The organism is Gordonia iterans, from assembly GCF_002993285.1.
Lineage (GTDB): Bacteria > Actinomycetota > Actinomycetes > Mycobacteriales > Mycobacteriaceae > Gordonia > Gordonia iterans.
In genome coordinates this window covers 456,019-471,374 of the sequence record NZ_CP027433.1, presented here as the reverse complement: position 1 = coordinate 471,374, position 15,356 = coordinate 456,019, and the positions used below count along the sequence as shown (strand labels likewise).

The window sequence follows — 15,356 nt, the reverse complement described above, 5'->3', positions numbered from 1 at the left end:
GAGGAACCGGCGGGCCGGCAGCGCGGCGGACAGCGGACAGAACCAACAGGGCCGTCGACGTCCGCGCGCCCACGAGCACAGGTGCGGTCAGAACCAGCGCTCGAGGACTTGCGCCAGGCCGTCTTCGGCGTTCGACGGCGCGACGTCGTCGGCAGCACCGATCGCGGCCGGGTCACCGTGTCCCATGGCCACCCCGAGCCCCGCCCAACGCAGCATCTCGATGTCGTTGGGCATGTCGCCGAAGGCGATCGGAGCGTGCGCGGCCACGTCTGTGTGCGCGGCCAGCCAAGCCAGGCCGCTGGCCTTGTGCACGTTCGGCACGGAGAGTTCGATCAGTCCGGTGTCGATCGAGAAGGTCACTTCGGCGAGGTCCCCGACCGCCGGGCGCAGCCGATGCGCCATCTCCCGCGAGGTCATCCCGGGGACCCGGGCCAGCATCTTCACCGCCGGCACGGCGAAGACCTGCTCGTCGCTCACCTCGACGTGGTCGGGATTGAGCCACGCGTGCTCGTATCCGGCGGTGGCGACGAAGGGCGCGGTGGCCGCGTCGCCTGCGCCGCGACCGACCGTCCCCGCGCGTTCGGCGGCCAGTCCGGCGCCCGGCAGCCGCTCGGCCACCGCCTCGGCGAGCAGCCGGAGCACCTCCGGCTCGAGTGCCTGGACGTGCAGGATCTCGTCGGCGCGGATGTCGTACACGATCGCCCCGTTGGCGCAGACCGCGAATCGCACGGCGGCCGGCGAGTCGGCGAGCTGATCGGCGACCTGCGGGATCCACCGCGGCGGCCGCCCGGTCGCGAGGACCAGCTCCACCCCGGCTCCTCGGGCACGCTCGAGCACCGCCCGGGTCCGCGCGGTGATGACGTCGGCCGGGTCGAGCAGGGTGCCGTCGACGTCGGACACCACGAGGCTCGGGGGTCCCCAGTCGGCCGTCATCGGGACTTCCTCGCTTTCCGCGCAGCCTTCTCGGCACGACGCCGCGCCTTCTCCTGCGCCTCGGCGTTCTCGATCACCAGCGCCTCCTCGGGGGTCGGCGCTCCGCCGCCGAGGCGGGCGGGGAGCCAGTCGGCACCGGCGGGCGCATCGGGGTACTCGTCCTGGACGTCGCGCAGCAGTTGCGCCATCACGTCGTGCAGCACCAGCGTGGCCTGTTCGACGTCGACGTCGTCCGGGTAATGGATCGGCTCGCCGAACTTCACGTCGACAGGAGTCCTCGAGAACCCCATCCGCCGGCGGGTGCCCTTGCTCAGCTGGCGCTGCGCACCCCAGTGCACGGCGGGAACCACGGGGACACCGGCCTCCGCGGCCATCCGGACGGCGCCGGTCTTGAACGCCTTGAGTTCGAAGCTGCGGCTGATCGTCGTCTCCGGGTAGACGACCACGACGCGTCCCGCCCGGAGAGCGTCGACGGCGGCGCGGAAAGCGTCCGCGCCCGCCGACCGGTCGACGGGCACCGAACCGGTGTGGTTGACCAGGAAACGCATGATCCCGATGTCCATGACCTCGGACTTGATCATGAATCGGCCCCGCCGGCCCGCCCGGTACAACCCGAGACCCGGGACCAGGAAGTCCAGGTAGCCGTTGTGGTTGAGCGCGAGCACGAAGCCTCCGATCCTCGGAACGTTCTCCAGACCGAAGTAGCGGCGCGTGGTCCCCTGCAACCGCACCAGCGCACCCGCGGTGATCTCCAGTGTGCGGAACACCGGTTCCATCGCCATCCTCTCCCGTGGCGGCGCCGTCGGCACGCGGCCCGGCGTCGCTATCGGTCGCCTTCGTCTCGCTGTTCGCCGGCCCGGCCGTCCGCAGGCTGTTCGGCCCGCTTCTTCGCCTTCGCCTCCGCATCGGCGGCGTCCATCGCGTTCGCCTCCTCCAGCGTCGGCGCTCCGCCGCCGAACTTGGCCGGCACCCAGAACTCCCCCGCCGGGTACGGCCCGTTCCACTCGGCGTAGAACTCCTGTAGTTCGTCGAGCTTGGCCGACATCGAATCGTGCAGCCGCCGGGTGATCTCCTCGGCGGTGCCGTCGGGCACGATCGGCTCGCACACGCCGATCGCGATCTTGAAGTTGTGGCGTCCGAGCGCTTTCGGGTGACCCTTGGTCCAGATCCGCTGGGCGCCCCAGATGACGGTCGGGATGATCGGTGCACCCGACTCGAGCGCCATCCGCGCCGCGCCCGACTTGAGTGTCTTGATCTCGAAGCTGCGGCTGATGGTCGCCTCCGGGTAGACCCCGACCAGTTCGCCGTTCTTCAGGTACTCGACCGCCGCCTGGTAGCTCTCCGCGCCGCTGCCGCGATCGACGGGGATGTGCTTGAGCGCCCGCATGACGGGGCCGCCGACCTTGTTGTCGAAGACCTCCTTCTTCGCCATGAACCGGACCTTGCGCTTGCCCTGCAGGAACGCCGGGATGCCCGCGAGCGTGAAGTCGAGGTAGCCGGTGTGGTTGATCGCCACCACGCCCGGCCCGTCGACCGGCACGTTCTCGACGCCGGAGATCTTGAACTTGAGGCCCTGTGCGAGCCACAGGGTGCGGGCCATGCCGATCACGGTGTCGTAGACGGGTTCCATGCCTACCGACCTTAGTCGGGACGTACGACGATGCACTCCTCGCCGGCGCAGCCCTGTCCCTGCGCCTCACCCGGACACGGACTCCGCCGAACCACTCAGACCGGACGTTCTGCGCGACCCTCGGTATCATCAGGCGAGATGATGTCTTCAGTAGCCAATGCGGTCAGAGGCCTGGGCAGCCGCTATCACCACATCCGGCACAATCACCGGTTCGGCTGGACCCTGCGCTATCTGACGATCGGCGTCGGCACGCTGGTGACCGCCGTCGGGATCATCGCGATCCCCTATCCGGGTCCCGGCTGGGCGATCGTCTTCCTCGGCCTGCTGATCCTCTCCCAGGAGCTCGAATGGGCCGCGCGGCTCCGGCACTGGATCATGGGCAAGCTCAACCACTTCTACTCGCGCTACATCGACGGCAACCGCCTGGCGCAGGCCGTGCTCGCGATCGGGACCTGTGCGATCGTGCTGGCGACGCTGTGGGTCACCGGCGCGCTGAACCTGGCCGGCGGCTGGGTCGGACTGGAGTGGGATTGGCTGCGTCCCCCGTACCGGCGCTGAAGACGCGGACGGTCTTCACTGCTCGACCAGCGGTACCGCGGCCCGCTACAGAACGTGCTCCGCCGCGTGCCCGGAGACGCCAGATCCCGAGTTCGTCGAAGATGCCCGTGGCAGCGCTGCTAGAGCTCTCGTCACGTTGCCGACCAGCCCTGTCCGGGAGGTCGGCAACCACTGCGCCTGCAGCGGCGCCTTGATCTCCTCCAGTAACGGCCGCACCGTGACCCGCCCACCGCAGTAGGCACCGGGGTCCACCGCCACCAGCGAGTATCCCCACCCCATCGCCAACGGAGCCGCGACCTGATCCAGACCTTGGAACGGGCTCACCTCGACCTGCGGCTCAAAGCCGACGCGGCGGCACTGGGCTAGCAGAAACGCCGCGTAACTCGACCGGCTCTCGGGCGCCCACAGGATCAGCGGGTGCCCCGACAGATCCTGCAGGTGGAGTTCAGCCGGGGCGATCGACAGCGCAGTCTGCGACCGGACCGCTACGTTCAGCCGGCCGAAACCCACGACCACACTCTCAAGGCCTTCCGCTGCGGTCACGCCTCGACGGAAGGCGACGTCGATTCCACCGGACTCGAGTCGCGCGCGCAGGGCACCGGGGAACAGTCGCTCCAGATGGAGACGCGCGCCCGACGGGAGGTGATCGCGGACCACATCGAACACATCCAGCGATGAGATCGCCGGCGAGTAACCGATACGGAGCACTTCTGGGTGTCCGTTGGCGACCGCCTGCACATCCGGGATCATCCGTTGCGCACCCGCCAGCAGGACCCGTGCCGATTCGTACAGCCGGAGTCCGGCGGCCGAGGGCCGCATACCGCGTGATCGCGCGAAGAGCTGGGCGCCCACATGTTCCTCGAGGCCCCGGATCGCCACTGACAGAGCCTGCTGAGTGACTCCGAGGTCCGCCGCCGCTTCGGTCAGCGATCCCCGCTCGACCACGGCGACGAATTGCTCCAGGCGATGCAGATCGGGCACGGCCCTTCGACGGCGATCCGCGGGAAGATCATCAGTCGTCATGTTCTGAGAACCCATGTTCTTGCGCTGTCGACTCATCGCACACTATCCACAGTAGCGGCGGTCCTGATCTTCATCACTCCGGGCAGGTTAACACCGCTTGATCGCGATCGGTCCGCCGTTACCGCTATTTTGAAAGTGCCGCCGCTTTTCGAAAGTCGATTCGACCCGCACGATCGCGGGTCATTTTGAGGACATAGGTGATGACCACTGCGGCGTGAACGATTCGTCACTCCCTGCCTGGTCCGGCTATCGCCTGCCGGCACGGTACGCCGTCGGCGTTACCCCGACGCGGGATTTGAATGTGGTGGCGAAGTGACTCGGGCTGGCGAACCCCGTTCTCTCCGCGACCGCAGCCACGGGCAGCGCAGAGCTCACCAGGAGCGACTTGGCCTTCTCGATCCGCAGGTCGAGGACGAACTGATGCGGCGTGACACGGAAGGAACGCGCGAAGGCTCGCCGGAAGCGGGCCACCGGAATTCCCATGAGTTCGGCCAGCGACTCCGTGCAGATGTCCTGATCAACCGAATCGTGGAGGAAGTCGATCAGCTGCTGTTTGGCGGCGTCGTCGAACTCGCGGATAGCTCGCTCTGGTTGGGCGGGAGAGCTTCCGTAGGCGTCGAGCAGGTGGAGCCGGAGGCTGTCGGTCAGCGATTCGCGCAGCAAACGCGACACGACGTCGTCGCGGCCAGCGGTGCTGCACAATCGCTCGACCAACTGGTGGACCAGGGGATCACGCCGACCGAGAACGGGTTTGAGTTCTGCATCGCGGACGGCGGACGTAGGGATTGTCAGATCAACGTATTCGAGGGCCGCGTCCCTCGCGCCACCGGACGATCGCATTCCCGCGGGGATGATCCACAAATTGCTGGGCCGTGGAACGATGCGCCCACGTGGGCCACATCCCTCGAACTCGGCCTCTTTCGACTTCATCACCCCGCGCCGCCAGACCAGCAGCTTATGCTGAGGATGAGTCATATCCCAATCGATGGAATCACAGCGGCCGTGTCGAACGACCTCGATGCCGACGCCGAGTCCCGCGTTCGCGAACGTCAGCTCGCGCTCCTGCGTGTTCTCCGCGGGCAGGCCGCCGTCTCCCCCGTGCGGCGCCGCATACGGTCCCTGGAGGCACACTGGCACAGCCACCAGCATACCGCAGTCACCTCGTCAGCCAATACCGTTACCGGCGGTGTCAAGCCGTGGAAGCAACGTGGCTGCGTAGCAGGATTTCGAACTTCTCCCTGGCGTGTAGTAGCCCAGGCACGCGCGGGGGCGTTCGTTGAGCTCGTGGGCGATCGCCTCGAGGTAGGGCTGGTGGCTGGTGATCTCGGTGCCCTTGGGCAGGTACTCGCGGATCAGCAGCCACAGCATGAAGCTGGGGACGGGACCGTCGCGCCGCGGCGGCCCTGCCCGCATGAACCGGCCGATACCGTCCCGTCGCGGTCGCGTTGCGGCGTACCTCCCGGGACACGATCGACTTACACCGCCCGATCCCATCGGCGATCTTCGTCAGCGTCCACCCGGCTTTCACCCCGACCGCGATCTCGGCGCGGTCCTCCTCAGTCAGTGCCCTGCGTCCCACCCAGCAACCCTCTCAGACCAGCAATGTTGCTACGACGCTATGACACCGCCACCCGTCACCGCGCCCGAATCCCACACATCATGCTTTCGTGGACACAATACTTGCTTGTACATTTGCCCGTGGGTTGCCTTCTCCGGTGCCATTTGCTTAAATCTCAATAGCCACCTTGGCACATACGAGGGGGATGCGCCGGTTGGGGCGCCTTCGATACGTTCGATCCGTATGTCCTCCACCAGGAAAGGCCGCCGGAACTGTCGTCCGGCGGCCTTTCACTATTGTTCGGCCTGGAACTGCTCGAACTTCCTTCAATCAATTCAGACTTGTGCTCGGGAAAATGTCATGGATTGGTGTTCATAGGCTCCGGAAAACTACTGTCGACGTCACCGGCTCAAAGCGCCGGTGCCGCACCCGACCGTCTGGACACTGCATGCCGCTGCCCCCTGTCGTCAAGCGAATGATCGCTTCACTGAGCGCTGTCATTGCCCTCCTCGTTACCGCTTGCACCGCAGAGATCGACGGGGAACCCCGACGCCATCCAGGTATCGCGTCGTCGACCACCGATTCGGCCGGGCAGACCCGGCGTCCCTCGAACGTCCCGATGAAGAAGCTGACGCCCGGCGAACGACCGCCCCAGTTCATCCTGTTCTCCTTTGACGGCGTCGGCGTCACACCCAACTGGGACGAGTTCCTGAAGGCCGCCGAGGAGACCGACTCACGCTTCACCGCACTCATGACCGGGCTCTACTTCCTCACCGACGACGCGCGCACCGAGTACCGCGGTCCGGGGCACCGACCCGGAGAAGCGGCGCTCGCGTTCGGCGGCACCGAGTCCGAGGTGATCGAACAGATCGGGTACCTCAATCGGACCTGGTACGCGGGTCATGAGATGGGCACCCACTATGTCGGCCACTTCTGCGCCGGCACCAAGCACCCGGGCAGGGACTGGACGAGGTCGGATTGGAATCACGAGCTCGACCAGTTTTTCTCACTGATGAAGAACTGGCGCCGGAACACCGGGATCACCGAGGGACCGGATCTGGCTTTCGGTACCGAGGTGGTCAAAGGCGGACGCACCCAATGCCTGGAGGGGGCGCCGCGCGCACTCTTCCCAGCGCTGCGTGACCACGATATGACCTGGGACTCGTCCATGCCTGCGCAGCGGACCGGGATCTACTGGCCCTACCGGCAGCACGGCATCTGGGAGTTCCCGGTGCCATATGTCTACTCGCCGCCGCTGAGACGAAGCCAGACGGCCCTCGACTACAACTTCTGGGCCACCTACAACGGCGCGAAGGACCGGCCGCGGGACGCGCCGCGCATTCGGCGCATCGTGCGGCAGACCTACGAGTACATGTATCGACGCGCCTTCGAGGGGAACCGTGCTCCGATCGTGATCGCCAACCACTTCAACGACTGGAGCGGCAACGCGTTCAATCCTGCGACCTGGGATTTCATGCGCAGCACATGCGGTCGGCCGGAGACCATCTGCGCCACGTACCAAGACGTCATCGCCTGGATGGAACTCCAGGATCCCGCACTCCTCGCGAAATGGCAGAAGCTGGCGCCGGTCGCCGTCGACGCCGACCGTTGACGGCTGCCGCCACCGCACCGGCGGTGGCGGCAGAGACCTAAGCCCCGGGCAGAGTGCGGTGCCGCCCGGATAGGCTAAGGTGCACAGCCCTGCTCTACCCGAAAGGTCTCAGCCCCGTGCAGATCACCTCCATCGGCCATGCCGGATTCCACATCGAGACCGCGGCCGGATCGATCCTCTGCGACCCGTGGGTCAACCCCGCCTACTTCGCCTCGTGGATCCCGTTCCCGGACAACACCGAGCTGGACTGGAAGGCCCTCGGCGACTGCGACTACCTGTACGTGTCGCACCTGCACCGCGACCACTACGACGAGCAGAACCTGATCGAGAACGTCAACAAGGACGCCACCGTCCTGCTCCCCGACTACCCGGTCCCCGACCTGAAGCGCGACCTCGAGCGCCTGGGCTTCCACACGTTCGTCGAGACCACCGACTCGGTCAAGCACAAGGTCTCCGGCCCCAAGGGCGACCTGGACGTGATGATCATCGCCCTGCGCGCGCCGGCCGACGGCCCCATTGGCGACTCGGGAATTCTGATCGACGACGGCGAGACCGTCGTGTTCAACATGAACGACGCCCGCCCCGTCGACCTCGACGTGGTCCGGGAGGAGTTCGGCCACGTGGACGTGCACCTGCTTCAGTACTCGGGCGCCATCTGGTACCCGATGGTCTACGACATCCCCCGCAAGTCGAAGGCCAACTTCGCCAAGCAGAAACGCCAGCGCGGCATGGACCGGGCGCGCAGCTACATCGAGCAGGTCGGCGCCACGTGGGTGGTCCCGTCGGCCGGCCCGCCGATGTTCCTCGACGACGACCTCTACGTCCTCAACGACTTCAACACCGGCAGCGAGGCCGACCAGGCGTCCATCTTCCCCGACCAGGCCGAGTTCTTGGAGCAGATGAAGGCCCACGGCACCGACGACGGCGTGCGTCACCGCGGCCTGATGATGGTGTCGGGCTCCACGGCGACGTTCACCGGTTCCGAGCTGAATCAGATCGAGCACCCGTACCCGCCCGAGCAGGTCTTCGGCGAGAACAAGAAGCCCTACCTGGACCGGATGAAGGAGAAGTTCGCCCCCATCATCGCGGCCGAGAAGGCCACGTGGGCGTCCGCCGACGGTGACCCGCTGCTGCCGCAGCTCAAAGAGCTGTTCGAGCCGATCATGAAGCAGTCCGACCTGATCTGCGACGGCATCGGCTATCCAGTCGGCCTGGTGGTCGGCGACCAGACCTTCGTCCTGGATTTCCCGCGGCGCGAGGTCCGGATGAAGCAGGACGGCGACGGGAAGTACCGCTACGGCTTCCGGATCGCCCCCGAACTGGTACGCACCGTGCTGCGCGACAACGAGCCGGACTGGGTCAACACGATCTTTCTCTCGACCCGCTTCACCACCTGGCGGATCGGCGGTTACAACGAGTACCTGTACACCTTCTTCAAGTGCCTCACCGACGAGCGGATCGCGTACGCCGACGGCTGGTTCTCCGAGGCGCACGACGACGACGCCTCGGTGGAGCTCGACGGCTGGGTGATCCAGCGCCGCTGCCCGCACCTCAAGGCCGACCTGGGCAAGTTCGGCGTGGTCGAGGGCAACAAGCTCACCTGCAACCTGCACGGCTGGGAATGGGATCTGGCTTCGGGCCGCTGCCTCACCTCCAAAGGCCACGAACTCCGTGCGGAGAAGGCCGGCGAGTCGGTCACGAGCTGATCGGCACCTCCCCGCTGCTCGCTTCCGGGAGATCTGTCTTCCTTTTGTGCCGGTTTCCGGGACAAAAGGAAGACAAGTTTCCGAGCGGCCAACGAGTCACCCCGGACGGCCGCCGACAACACAGTGACCACTAGCCCCTCAAGCCCCCGAGGAACACAGCGACCACCAGCCCCCCAAGCCCCCGAGGAACACAGCGACCACCAGCCCCCCAAGCCCCCGAGGAACACAGCGACCACCAGCCCCTTGAGCCGCCGAGGAACGCAGTGACGAGGCGAGTCGAAAGGTCCGGCGAGGTCAGCTACCGGCCCCGGTCGCCTCGCCGATCTCGGCCAGGTGCTGCCCGACGATGACCTCCTCCACCGCGTCGGCGTACCAAGGACGACGTCCTCCGACTCGGTAGACCACACCGCGGCCCACCAGATCGCGAGCGGTCGCCGGCCCCTCCGCGAGCAACGCGCGGACCCGCTGGTCGCGGGCGTCGAGCGCGGCGGCGTGCGCGGCCAGGTCGGCCAGGAACGCCGCCCGGTCCGTGTACGGACCCTTGTGGTGGAACGTGGTGTAGACAGCGGCGTCGATCTCGGCGCACCGTGCCAGCGAGGCCCGCACGTCCGGGAGCGTGGAGTCCAGGTCGGCGTACACCGGACCGAACGACGAGAGGTCGACGTCCGCGGTGAAGAACACGCCGTCGGGCTCGACGAAGAATCCGCAGTGCCCGCCGGTGTGCCCGGGCAGCGGGACGACGAGGATCCTGACCCCGCCCCCGACCTCGATCACGGTGTCGTCGTCGAAGGCCGTCGCATCGGGCCGCTCGCACCACCGGAACGTGCGCTTGAGCTCCTCGCCGATCGCGACGTCCGGCACGTTCATGTAGCGGCCGAACTCGTCCCACGACGTCACCGGCGGCAGATCGCGGCGATGGACCGTCACCGGTGCGGACGTCTCACCCAAGCCGACGACGTGATCCTCGTGGTAGTGACTGAGCACGACCAGATCGGCATCGGCACAACCGGATTCGAGCGAGGAGTCGATCTGGACCGTCGTGTCGCCGCCGGTCACCCGCAGCGGATTCCCGTGCGGGTAGGCGCCGGCGTCGGTTCCCCGCAGCAACACCACATGCTCGCTGAGCCGAATCTCTTCCATGGGGCGACCCTATCGGGCGGGCGGCGGGCCGCCCGCCAAACGTCTTCCACCTCGACCAAGACAAGGCTAGGCTTACTCAGTCAGATCCGGACCACAGTCCCCAGGCGGAAGGACGACGTGACCCAGGCAACCGTCCGCGCTCCGGCGCCGTCGTCGCCGAACCCGGCGCCCGGGCGCCGGGGGGCGTTGACGCGCACGACGGCGATCCTCGGCCTGACCGCCCTGCTGGTGCTGCTGCTCCTGGGTGGACTGTTCGTCGGCAGCGGCGACATCACCGTCGTCCAGGCGTGGAGCGCGTTATGGGGCGGCGGCGACCCGACGGACGTGATCATCATCCGTGACGACCGCGTCCCCCGGACCCTGCTCTGCGCGGTGGTCGGCGCGGCGCTCGGCGTCTCCGGCGCCGTGATGCAGGCGCTCACGCGCAATCCCCTGGCCGACCCCGGCATCCTCGGCGTCAACGCCGGCGCCTACTTCGCGATGGTGGTCGGCTCGGTGGCCTTCGGCGCCGCCGGCACCGACTACACCTGGTGGGCGATGCTCGGCGCCTTCGCCGCGGCGGTGCTCGTCTACTTCGTCGGCTCGCGCGGGGCGGGTGGCGCGAGCCCGGCCAAACTGGTGCTCACCGGCGTCGCTGTCGCGGCCATGCTCAGCGGTCTGGCGTTCGGGCTGACCATGATCCATCCGAGCACTTTCGACGCCATCCGCGGTCTGCTGATCGGTACGCTCGACGGGCGCGGCTGGGATCAGCTCGCGGTGGCGTGGATCCCGGTGATCATCGGCCTCGCGATGTCGGTCGCCCTGGTCGGCTACCTGAACGCCCTCGCCTTCGGCGACGACCGCGCGTCCGCCCTCGGGTGCCCGTCACCGCGGTCCGGGCCGTGGGCTTCGTCGCGGTGACACTGCTCTGCGGCGCGGCTACCGCGGCGGTCGGACCGATCACCTTCGTCGGCCTGATGGTCCCGCACGCAGTCCGCATGCTCCTCGGCCCCGACAATCGCTGGGTGATCCCGATCTCGATGATCGGTGGGTCGATCGTCCTGGTCGGCTCCGACCTGATCGCGCGCGTCGCCACGCCCAGCGAACTCCCGGTCGGCATGGTGACGGCGTTCTTGGGTGCACCGCTGCTGATCTGGCTCGCCCGCAAGGACCAGGGGCCGCAACTGTGAGCACCACACGCTGGTCGAGCGGAGTCGAGACCACGCCGCCGCCGGCCCGCTGGCCCGGCCGTATCCGCTTCCTCCGCGCGGGGCCGATCAGCCTCCGAGTGGACCTGCTCGCGAGCGCCGTGACGATCGTGCTGGTGCTGGTCACGGCCCTGATCGCACTCTGGTCGCTGGGCATCTCCACCACCTCGTCACCGCATCTCGGCTTCGGCGAGCTCTTCCGGGTGCTCTCCGGTCACGAGGGCGGCGCGGCCGCGCGGCGCGTGGTGTCTGCGGCTCCAGCGGTGATCGTGGCGGTGCTGGGCGGCATCTCGCTGGCGCTGTCGGGCGCGATCTTCCAAACCGTCACCCGCAACCCGCTCGGCAGCCCGGACATCATCGGCTTCACCACCGGCGCATACACGGGCGCGCTGATCGCCATGCTGGTCTTCGGCCTGGGCAGTGCGGGGACCACGGCCGGCGCGCTGATCGGCTGCCTGGCCACCGGCGTCGCCGTCTACTTCCTCGGCATGCGCGGTGGCACCGGTAACTATCGGTTCATCGTCGTGGGCATCGGGATCTCGGCGATGCTCATCTCCTTCAACGGCTATCTGATCGCCACCGCCAACGTGCAGAACGCCGGTGCGGCGGCCGCGTGGGGCATGGGCAATCTCCGGAATCTGTCGATGACCGACACCATCCCGGTGTTCGTGGTGCTGGCGATCCTGGTCCCCGCGCTCGTCGTCGCGACGCCGCGCATGCGCATGTTCGAGCTCGGCCCGGACTCGGCGCAGAGCAAGGGCGTCGACACCGCGCGCACCGAGTTGCTGCTGCTGGTGGTGGGCGTGGGCTTCGCCGCCGCCACCACCGCGGTGGCCGGACCGATCGCCTTCGTCGCGCTGGTCGCCCCGCAGCTGGCCGCGCGGCTGACTCCGAGTGCCGGCATCCCCCTGATCACTTCGGCGGCCGTGGGCGCCGCGCTGCTGGTCTCCAGCGACGCGATCGCGCGAACGATTCTGGCGCCCACCACCGCGCTGCCGGTCGGCGTCGTGACCACCGCGCTCGGCGGCGTCTACCTGCTGTTCCTGCTCATCGCCCAGGCGAGAAAGGCCCGACTGTGAACCCTTCCGCGCCCACCGCCCCGGCTCACCGGCTCTCCGTCTCCGGCCTCCGGGTGGGCTACGGCGAGCGCATCGTCATCGAACGCCTCGACACGACGATCCCGGACGGCTCGTTCACGGTGATCGTCGGCCCCAATGCCTGCGGCAAGTCGACGCTCTTGCGCGCGCTGTCACGGCTGCTGAAGCCGACCCAGGGCGAGGTGCTGCTCGACGGCCGGCCGGTGGGCTCGTACAAGGGCAAGCACTTCGCCCGCGAGATCGGCCTGCTGCCGCAGCAGTCGATCGCCCCCGAGGGGATCACGGTGATCGACCTGGTGTCCCGGGGCCGCTTCCCCTACCAGTCGATGTTCCAGCAGTGGACCGACGACGACCAGCGCGCCGTCGACAACGCACTCGCCGCGACCCGCCTCACCGAACTCTCGACGCGCACCGTCGAGGCCCTCTCCGGCGGTCAGCGTCAACGCGTCTGGATAGCGATGGCGCTCGCTCAGGAGACCCCGATCCTGCTGCTCGACGAGCCCACCACCTACTTGGATCTGGCACATCAACTCGAGGTGCTGCAGCTGTGTGCCGAGCTGAACGCCGAGGGCAAGACCCTGGTCGCCGTCCTGCACGACCTGAACCAGGCCGCCCGCTTCGCCACGCATCTCATCGCCATGCGGAGCGGATCGATCCTCGCCAGCGGAGCCCCGGCGGACATCCTCGACGCCGGCCTGGTCGAGCAGGTCTTCGGCGTGCGCTCGCAGGTGGTGCCCGACCCGGAGACCGGGACGCCGATGATCATCCCGCTCGCGGAGAACCCCGTCGACTTCACCACCCTGCCGGGAGACACCGCGAATCTCCATGCGGCACAGGACCACTGAATTGCACCCCCGACGAAAGGAATCGATCATGCCGACCAGGCGAATCGGAGCGCTTGTGGCCCTCGTCGCCGCGCTCCTGGTGGCCCTCACCGCGTGCGTTCAAACCGGCGACGACGGCGTCGACGGAGAGCGGGTCTACAACGACCCGGCGGCGAGCCCGGGCTTCACGCTCGGTGACAATCCGCGCGTGGTCGGCCTGGGCTGGTCCGACGGCGCCGTCGCGCTGGAACTCGGGGTGAAGCCGGTCGCCGTCTACGACTGGATGGCCTTCGGCGAGGCGACCAAGGGTGTGGGCGAGTGGGATGCGCCGAAGTTCGGCGACGTCACCCCCACCCTGCTCTCGGCGCAGAGCCAGGGCGAGTTCAACTACCAGCAGATCGAGGAGCTCGAGCCCGACCTGATCCTGAACGTCCGCGCCAAGAACGATCCGGCGGTGACCGAACGCCTCTCGAAGATCGCGCCGGTGGTCACCGCGCCCGACGGCGCCGGAGACTTCGCGGTGAACTGGAAGACCCAGACCGAGCTGATCGGCAAGGCGCTCGGCAAGGGCGACGAGGCCGCGAAGCTGATCGCCGACACCGAGGCGACGTCGAACCGGCTGAAGAACGAGAACCCCGAGTTCACGGGCAAGACCTTCGTCAGCGCCGTGAAGTTCGGCAACGCCTACGGCGCCTACCTGGAGGGGGATGCCCGGTTCGACGTCTTCGCCGCGCTCGGCTTCGTACAGAACCCGCCGGTCACGCGGTTGCAGAGCTCGGGATTCTTCGCCAGTGTTCCGGTGGAGCGGGTGTCCGATCTCAACGCCCAGGTCGCCCTCTTCTCGACGATCGGCCTGCCGTTCGCTGAGCTGCAGAACGACGCCCGGCTGAACTCGCTCGCGGTGGTCCGCGACGGCCGCGCCGTGGAGATCCCCGAGGACGGCCCCGCCAACCAGGGTCTGGCCGCCGGCACCCCGGTCTCGCTGAAGTTCTCGCTGGAGCAGATCACGCCGAAGCTGGCCGCGGCCGCCCGACCCGCTCCTTGAGCCGGGCCGAGGAACGAGGCCCGAGTCGAAAGGTCCGACCGTCTCCCACAAGCCGGGCGGCGGCCGGACCTGCCTCGCGCCTGTTCGGCGTCAGGCCGTCGGGTCCGCGTCCTCAGTCCGGTCGGCCTGCGCCCGCGGCGCCGGGGTCTCCGGCTCGAACGCCGGTCGAGTCCTGCCGTGCGTCACGTACAGCGCCAGGCCGACGAAGGTCAGCCCGCCGACCAGATTGCCGACCACGGTCGGGATCTCGTTCCAGATCATGTAGTCGGCGAGGTTGAAGTCGCCGCCCAGCATGAGGCCGGACGGGAACAGGAACATGTTGACGATCGAGTGCTCGAAGCCCATGTAGAAGAACAGCATGATCGGCATCCACATCGCGATCACCTTGCCGCCCAACGACTTCGACATCATCGCACCGACCACGCCGGTCGAGACCATCCAGTTGCACAGGACCGCCCGGATGAAGAGCGTGAGCATGCCGGCAGCGCCGTGCTCGGCATAGCCGAGGGTTCGTTCGTGGCCGATCTCCGCGAGGCGCTGGCCGATCTCGTCCGGGGGCACGCTGAAGCCGTACGTCACCACGATCGCCATCATCACCGCCACGGTGAGCGCACCGGCCAGGTTCCCGACGAACACCAGACCCCAGTTGCGGAACATCCGCCCCACCGTCATGCCGCGGCGCTTGTCCAGGAGCGCCAGCGGCACCAGCGTGAACACGCCGGTGAGCAAGTCGAAGCCCATCAGGTAGAGCAGACAGAAGCCGACCGGGAACAGCAGCGCGCCCAGCAGGGGCTCTCCGGTGCGGACGGTCACGGTGACCGCGAAAGCAGCGGCAAGCGCGAGAATCGCTCCCGCCATGTACGAGCGCACCAGGGTGTCCCGCGTGGCCAGGAACGCCTTGCTCTCGCCGGCGTCGACCATCGAGCGGACGAAGTCCGCCGGTTTCACATACGACAATGTTCTGCTCCTTCAGATCTGCCCTCCTGATCCAAAGGCACCGCTGTTCCGGCCGAGTTACGGCGAACGCGTCGGCGAGGTCACAA

The 15,356-nt window shown here is 67.8% G+C and carries 13 protein-coding genes and 3 pseudogenes; 7 read left to right on the top strand and 9 right to left on the bottom strand.

What is annotated here, in order from left to right; translation table 11 throughout:
- Nucleotides 1-87: 87 nt before the first annotated feature.
- From C6V83_RS02120 to C6V83_RS02110, 3 genes are read right to left on the bottom strand one after another with little or no spacing between them, the layout of a single operon-like run.
- Nucleotides 88-933 carry an HAD family hydrolase gene (locus tag C6V83_RS02120; protein WP_105941007.1) on the bottom strand — a complete coding sequence of 282 codons (846 nt, stop codon included), beginning with the start codon at nucleotides 931-933 and terminating at the stop codon, nucleotides 88-90.
- The gene (locus C6V83_RS02115; RefSeq protein ID WP_105941006.1) at nucleotides 930-1,709 is read right to left on the bottom strand and encodes a lysophospholipid acyltransferase family protein; all 780 of its coding nucleotides are present in this window, start codon (nucleotides 1,707-1,709) and stop codon (nucleotides 930-932) included. Before C6V83_RS02115 ends, C6V83_RS02120 begins: the two co-directional genes overlap by 4 nt.
- A gap of 47 nt (nucleotides 1,710-1,756) precedes the next feature.
- Nucleotides 1,757-2,563 (bottom strand): lysophospholipid acyltransferase family protein, encoded by an 807-nt coding sequence (locus tag C6V83_RS02110; RefSeq protein ID WP_105941005.1) that lies wholly within the window; start codon nucleotides 2,561-2,563, stop codon nucleotides 1,757-1,759.
- Nucleotides 2,564-2,704: 141 nt separating this feature from the next.
- Between C6V83_RS02110 and C6V83_RS02105 the strand changes: the two genes are divergently transcribed.
- Complete coding sequence (locus C6V83_RS02105) at nucleotides 2,705-3,121, top strand: TIGR02611 family protein (RefSeq protein WP_105943645.1); 417 nt, start codon at nucleotides 2,705-2,707, stop codon at nucleotides 3,119-3,121.
- A 45-nt stretch (nucleotides 3,122-3,166) separates the two neighbouring features.
- Here C6V83_RS02105 and C6V83_RS02100 read toward each other — a convergent pair whose 3' ends face one another.
- The 4 genes and pseudogenes from C6V83_RS02100 to C6V83_RS18915 all read right to left on the bottom strand — a co-directional run.
- Nucleotides 3,167-4,144 (bottom strand): LysR family transcriptional regulator, encoded by a 978-nt coding sequence (locus tag C6V83_RS02100; protein ID WP_105943644.1) that lies wholly within the window; start codon nucleotides 4,142-4,144, stop codon nucleotides 3,167-3,169.
- A gap of 246 nt (nucleotides 4,145-4,390) precedes the next feature.
- On the bottom strand, nucleotides 4,391-5,293 hold the full coding sequence (locus C6V83_RS02095) for a helix-turn-helix transcriptional regulator (RefSeq protein ID WP_105941004.1): 903 nt from the start codon (nucleotides 5,291-5,293) through the stop codon (nucleotides 4,391-4,393).
- A gap of 40 nt (nucleotides 5,294-5,333) precedes the next feature.
- Nucleotides 5,334-5,500: pseudogene (locus C6V83_RS18640) on the bottom strand (IS30 family transposase); the annotation flags it as partial.
- Between the two features lie 100 nt (nucleotides 5,501-5,600).
- Nucleotides 5,601-5,723: pseudogene (locus tag C6V83_RS18915) on the bottom strand (helix-turn-helix domain-containing protein); the annotation flags it as partial.
- A gap of 598 nt (nucleotides 5,724-6,321) precedes the next feature.
- Between C6V83_RS18915 and C6V83_RS02085 the strand changes: the two are divergent.
- Both C6V83_RS02085 and C6V83_RS02080 read left to right on the top strand, forming a co-directional pair.
- Nucleotides 6,322-7,314: a polysaccharide deacetylase family protein gene (locus tag C6V83_RS02085; protein WP_325027372.1), complete on the top strand. Its 993-nt coding sequence runs from the start codon at nucleotides 6,322-6,324 to the stop codon at nucleotides 7,312-7,314.
- 116 nt (nucleotides 7,315-7,430) lie between these two features.
- Nucleotides 7,431-9,020 (top strand): MBL fold metallo-hydrolase, encoded by a 1,590-nt coding sequence (locus C6V83_RS02080; protein WP_105941001.1) that lies wholly within the window; start codon nucleotides 7,431-7,433, stop codon nucleotides 9,018-9,020.
- 294 nt (nucleotides 9,021-9,314) lie between these two features.
- On the opposite strand, the gene C6V83_RS02075 is transcribed toward C6V83_RS02080, so the two are convergent.
- The gene (locus tag C6V83_RS02075) at nucleotides 9,315-10,160 is read right to left on the bottom strand and encodes an MBL fold metallo-hydrolase (protein WP_108702765.1); all 846 of its coding nucleotides are present in this window, start codon (nucleotides 10,158-10,160) and stop codon (nucleotides 9,315-9,317) included.
- Between C6V83_RS02075 and C6V83_RS02070 the strand changes: the two are divergent.
- The 4 genes and pseudogenes from C6V83_RS02070 (at nucleotide 10,134) to C6V83_RS02055 (ending at nucleotide 14,313) form a co-directional block, all read left to right on the top strand.
- Nucleotides 10,134-11,329, top strand: a pseudogene (locus C6V83_RS02070) (FecCD family ABC transporter permease). The gene C6V83_RS02075 and the pseudogene C6V83_RS02070 overlap by 27 nt on opposite strands.
- A complete protein-coding gene (locus C6V83_RS02065; protein WP_105940999.1) occupies nucleotides 11,326-12,426 on the top strand; it encodes a FecCD family ABC transporter permease in 1,101 nt (366 codons plus the stop codon). The pseudogene C6V83_RS02070 and the gene C6V83_RS02065 overlap by 4 nt, the downstream one beginning before the upstream one ends.
- Entirely contained in the window at nucleotides 12,423-13,289 is an 867-nt protein-coding gene (locus C6V83_RS02060; protein WP_105940998.1) for an ABC transporter ATP-binding protein, read from the top strand. The genes C6V83_RS02065 and C6V83_RS02060 overlap by 4 nt, the downstream gene beginning before the upstream one ends.
- Nucleotides 13,290-13,317: 28 nt before the next feature.
- Nucleotides 13,318-14,313 carry an ABC transporter substrate-binding protein gene (locus C6V83_RS02055; RefSeq protein ID WP_234353818.1) on the top strand — a complete coding sequence of 332 codons (996 nt, stop codon included), beginning with the start codon at nucleotides 13,318-13,320 and terminating at the stop codon, nucleotides 14,311-14,313.
- Between the two features lie 90 nt (nucleotides 14,314-14,403).
- Here C6V83_RS02055 and C6V83_RS02050 read toward each other — a convergent pair whose 3' ends face one another.
- The gene (locus C6V83_RS02050) at nucleotides 14,404-15,270 is read right to left on the bottom strand and encodes a formate/nitrite transporter family protein (protein ID WP_105940997.1); all 867 of its coding nucleotides are present in this window, start codon (nucleotides 15,268-15,270) and stop codon (nucleotides 14,404-14,406) included.
- Nucleotides 15,271-15,356 lie beyond the last annotated feature (86 nt).

Bases quoted from the DNA above. Each gene is read 5' to 3' on its own strand.
- C6V83_RS02055 (WP_234353818.1), top strand. From the start codon at position 13,318: ATGCCGACCAGGCGAATCGGAGCGCTTGTGGCCCTCGTCGCCGCGCTC.
- C6V83_RS02100 (WP_105943644.1), bottom strand. From the start codon at position 4,144: ATGACGACTGATGATCTTCCCGCGGATCGCCGTCGAAGGGCCGTGCCC.
- C6V83_RS02105 (WP_105943645.1), top strand. From the start codon at position 2,705: ATGTCTTCAGTAGCCAATGCGGTCAGAGGCCTGGGCAGCCGCTATCAC.
- C6V83_RS02085 (WP_325027372.1), top strand. From the start codon at position 6,322: ATGAAGAAGCTGACGCCCGGCGAACGACCGCCCCAGTTCATCCTGTTC.
- C6V83_RS02075 (WP_108702765.1), bottom strand. From the start codon at position 10,160: ATGGAAGAGATTCGGCTCAGCGAGCATGTGGTGTTGCTGCGGGGAACC.
- C6V83_RS02110 (WP_105941005.1), bottom strand. From the start codon at position 2,563: ATGGAACCCGTCTACGACACCGTGATCGGCATGGCCCGCACCCTGTGG.
- C6V83_RS02095 (WP_105941004.1), bottom strand. From the start codon at position 5,293: ATGCTGGTGGCTGTGCCAGTGTGCCTCCAGGGACCGTATGCGGCGCCG.
- C6V83_RS02115 (WP_105941006.1), bottom strand. From the start codon at position 1,709: ATGGAACCGGTGTTCCGCACACTGGAGATCACCGCGGGTGCGCTGGTG.
- C6V83_RS02120 (WP_105941007.1), bottom strand. From the start codon at position 933: ATGACGGCCGACTGGGGACCCCCGAGCCTCGTGGTGTCCGACGTCGAC.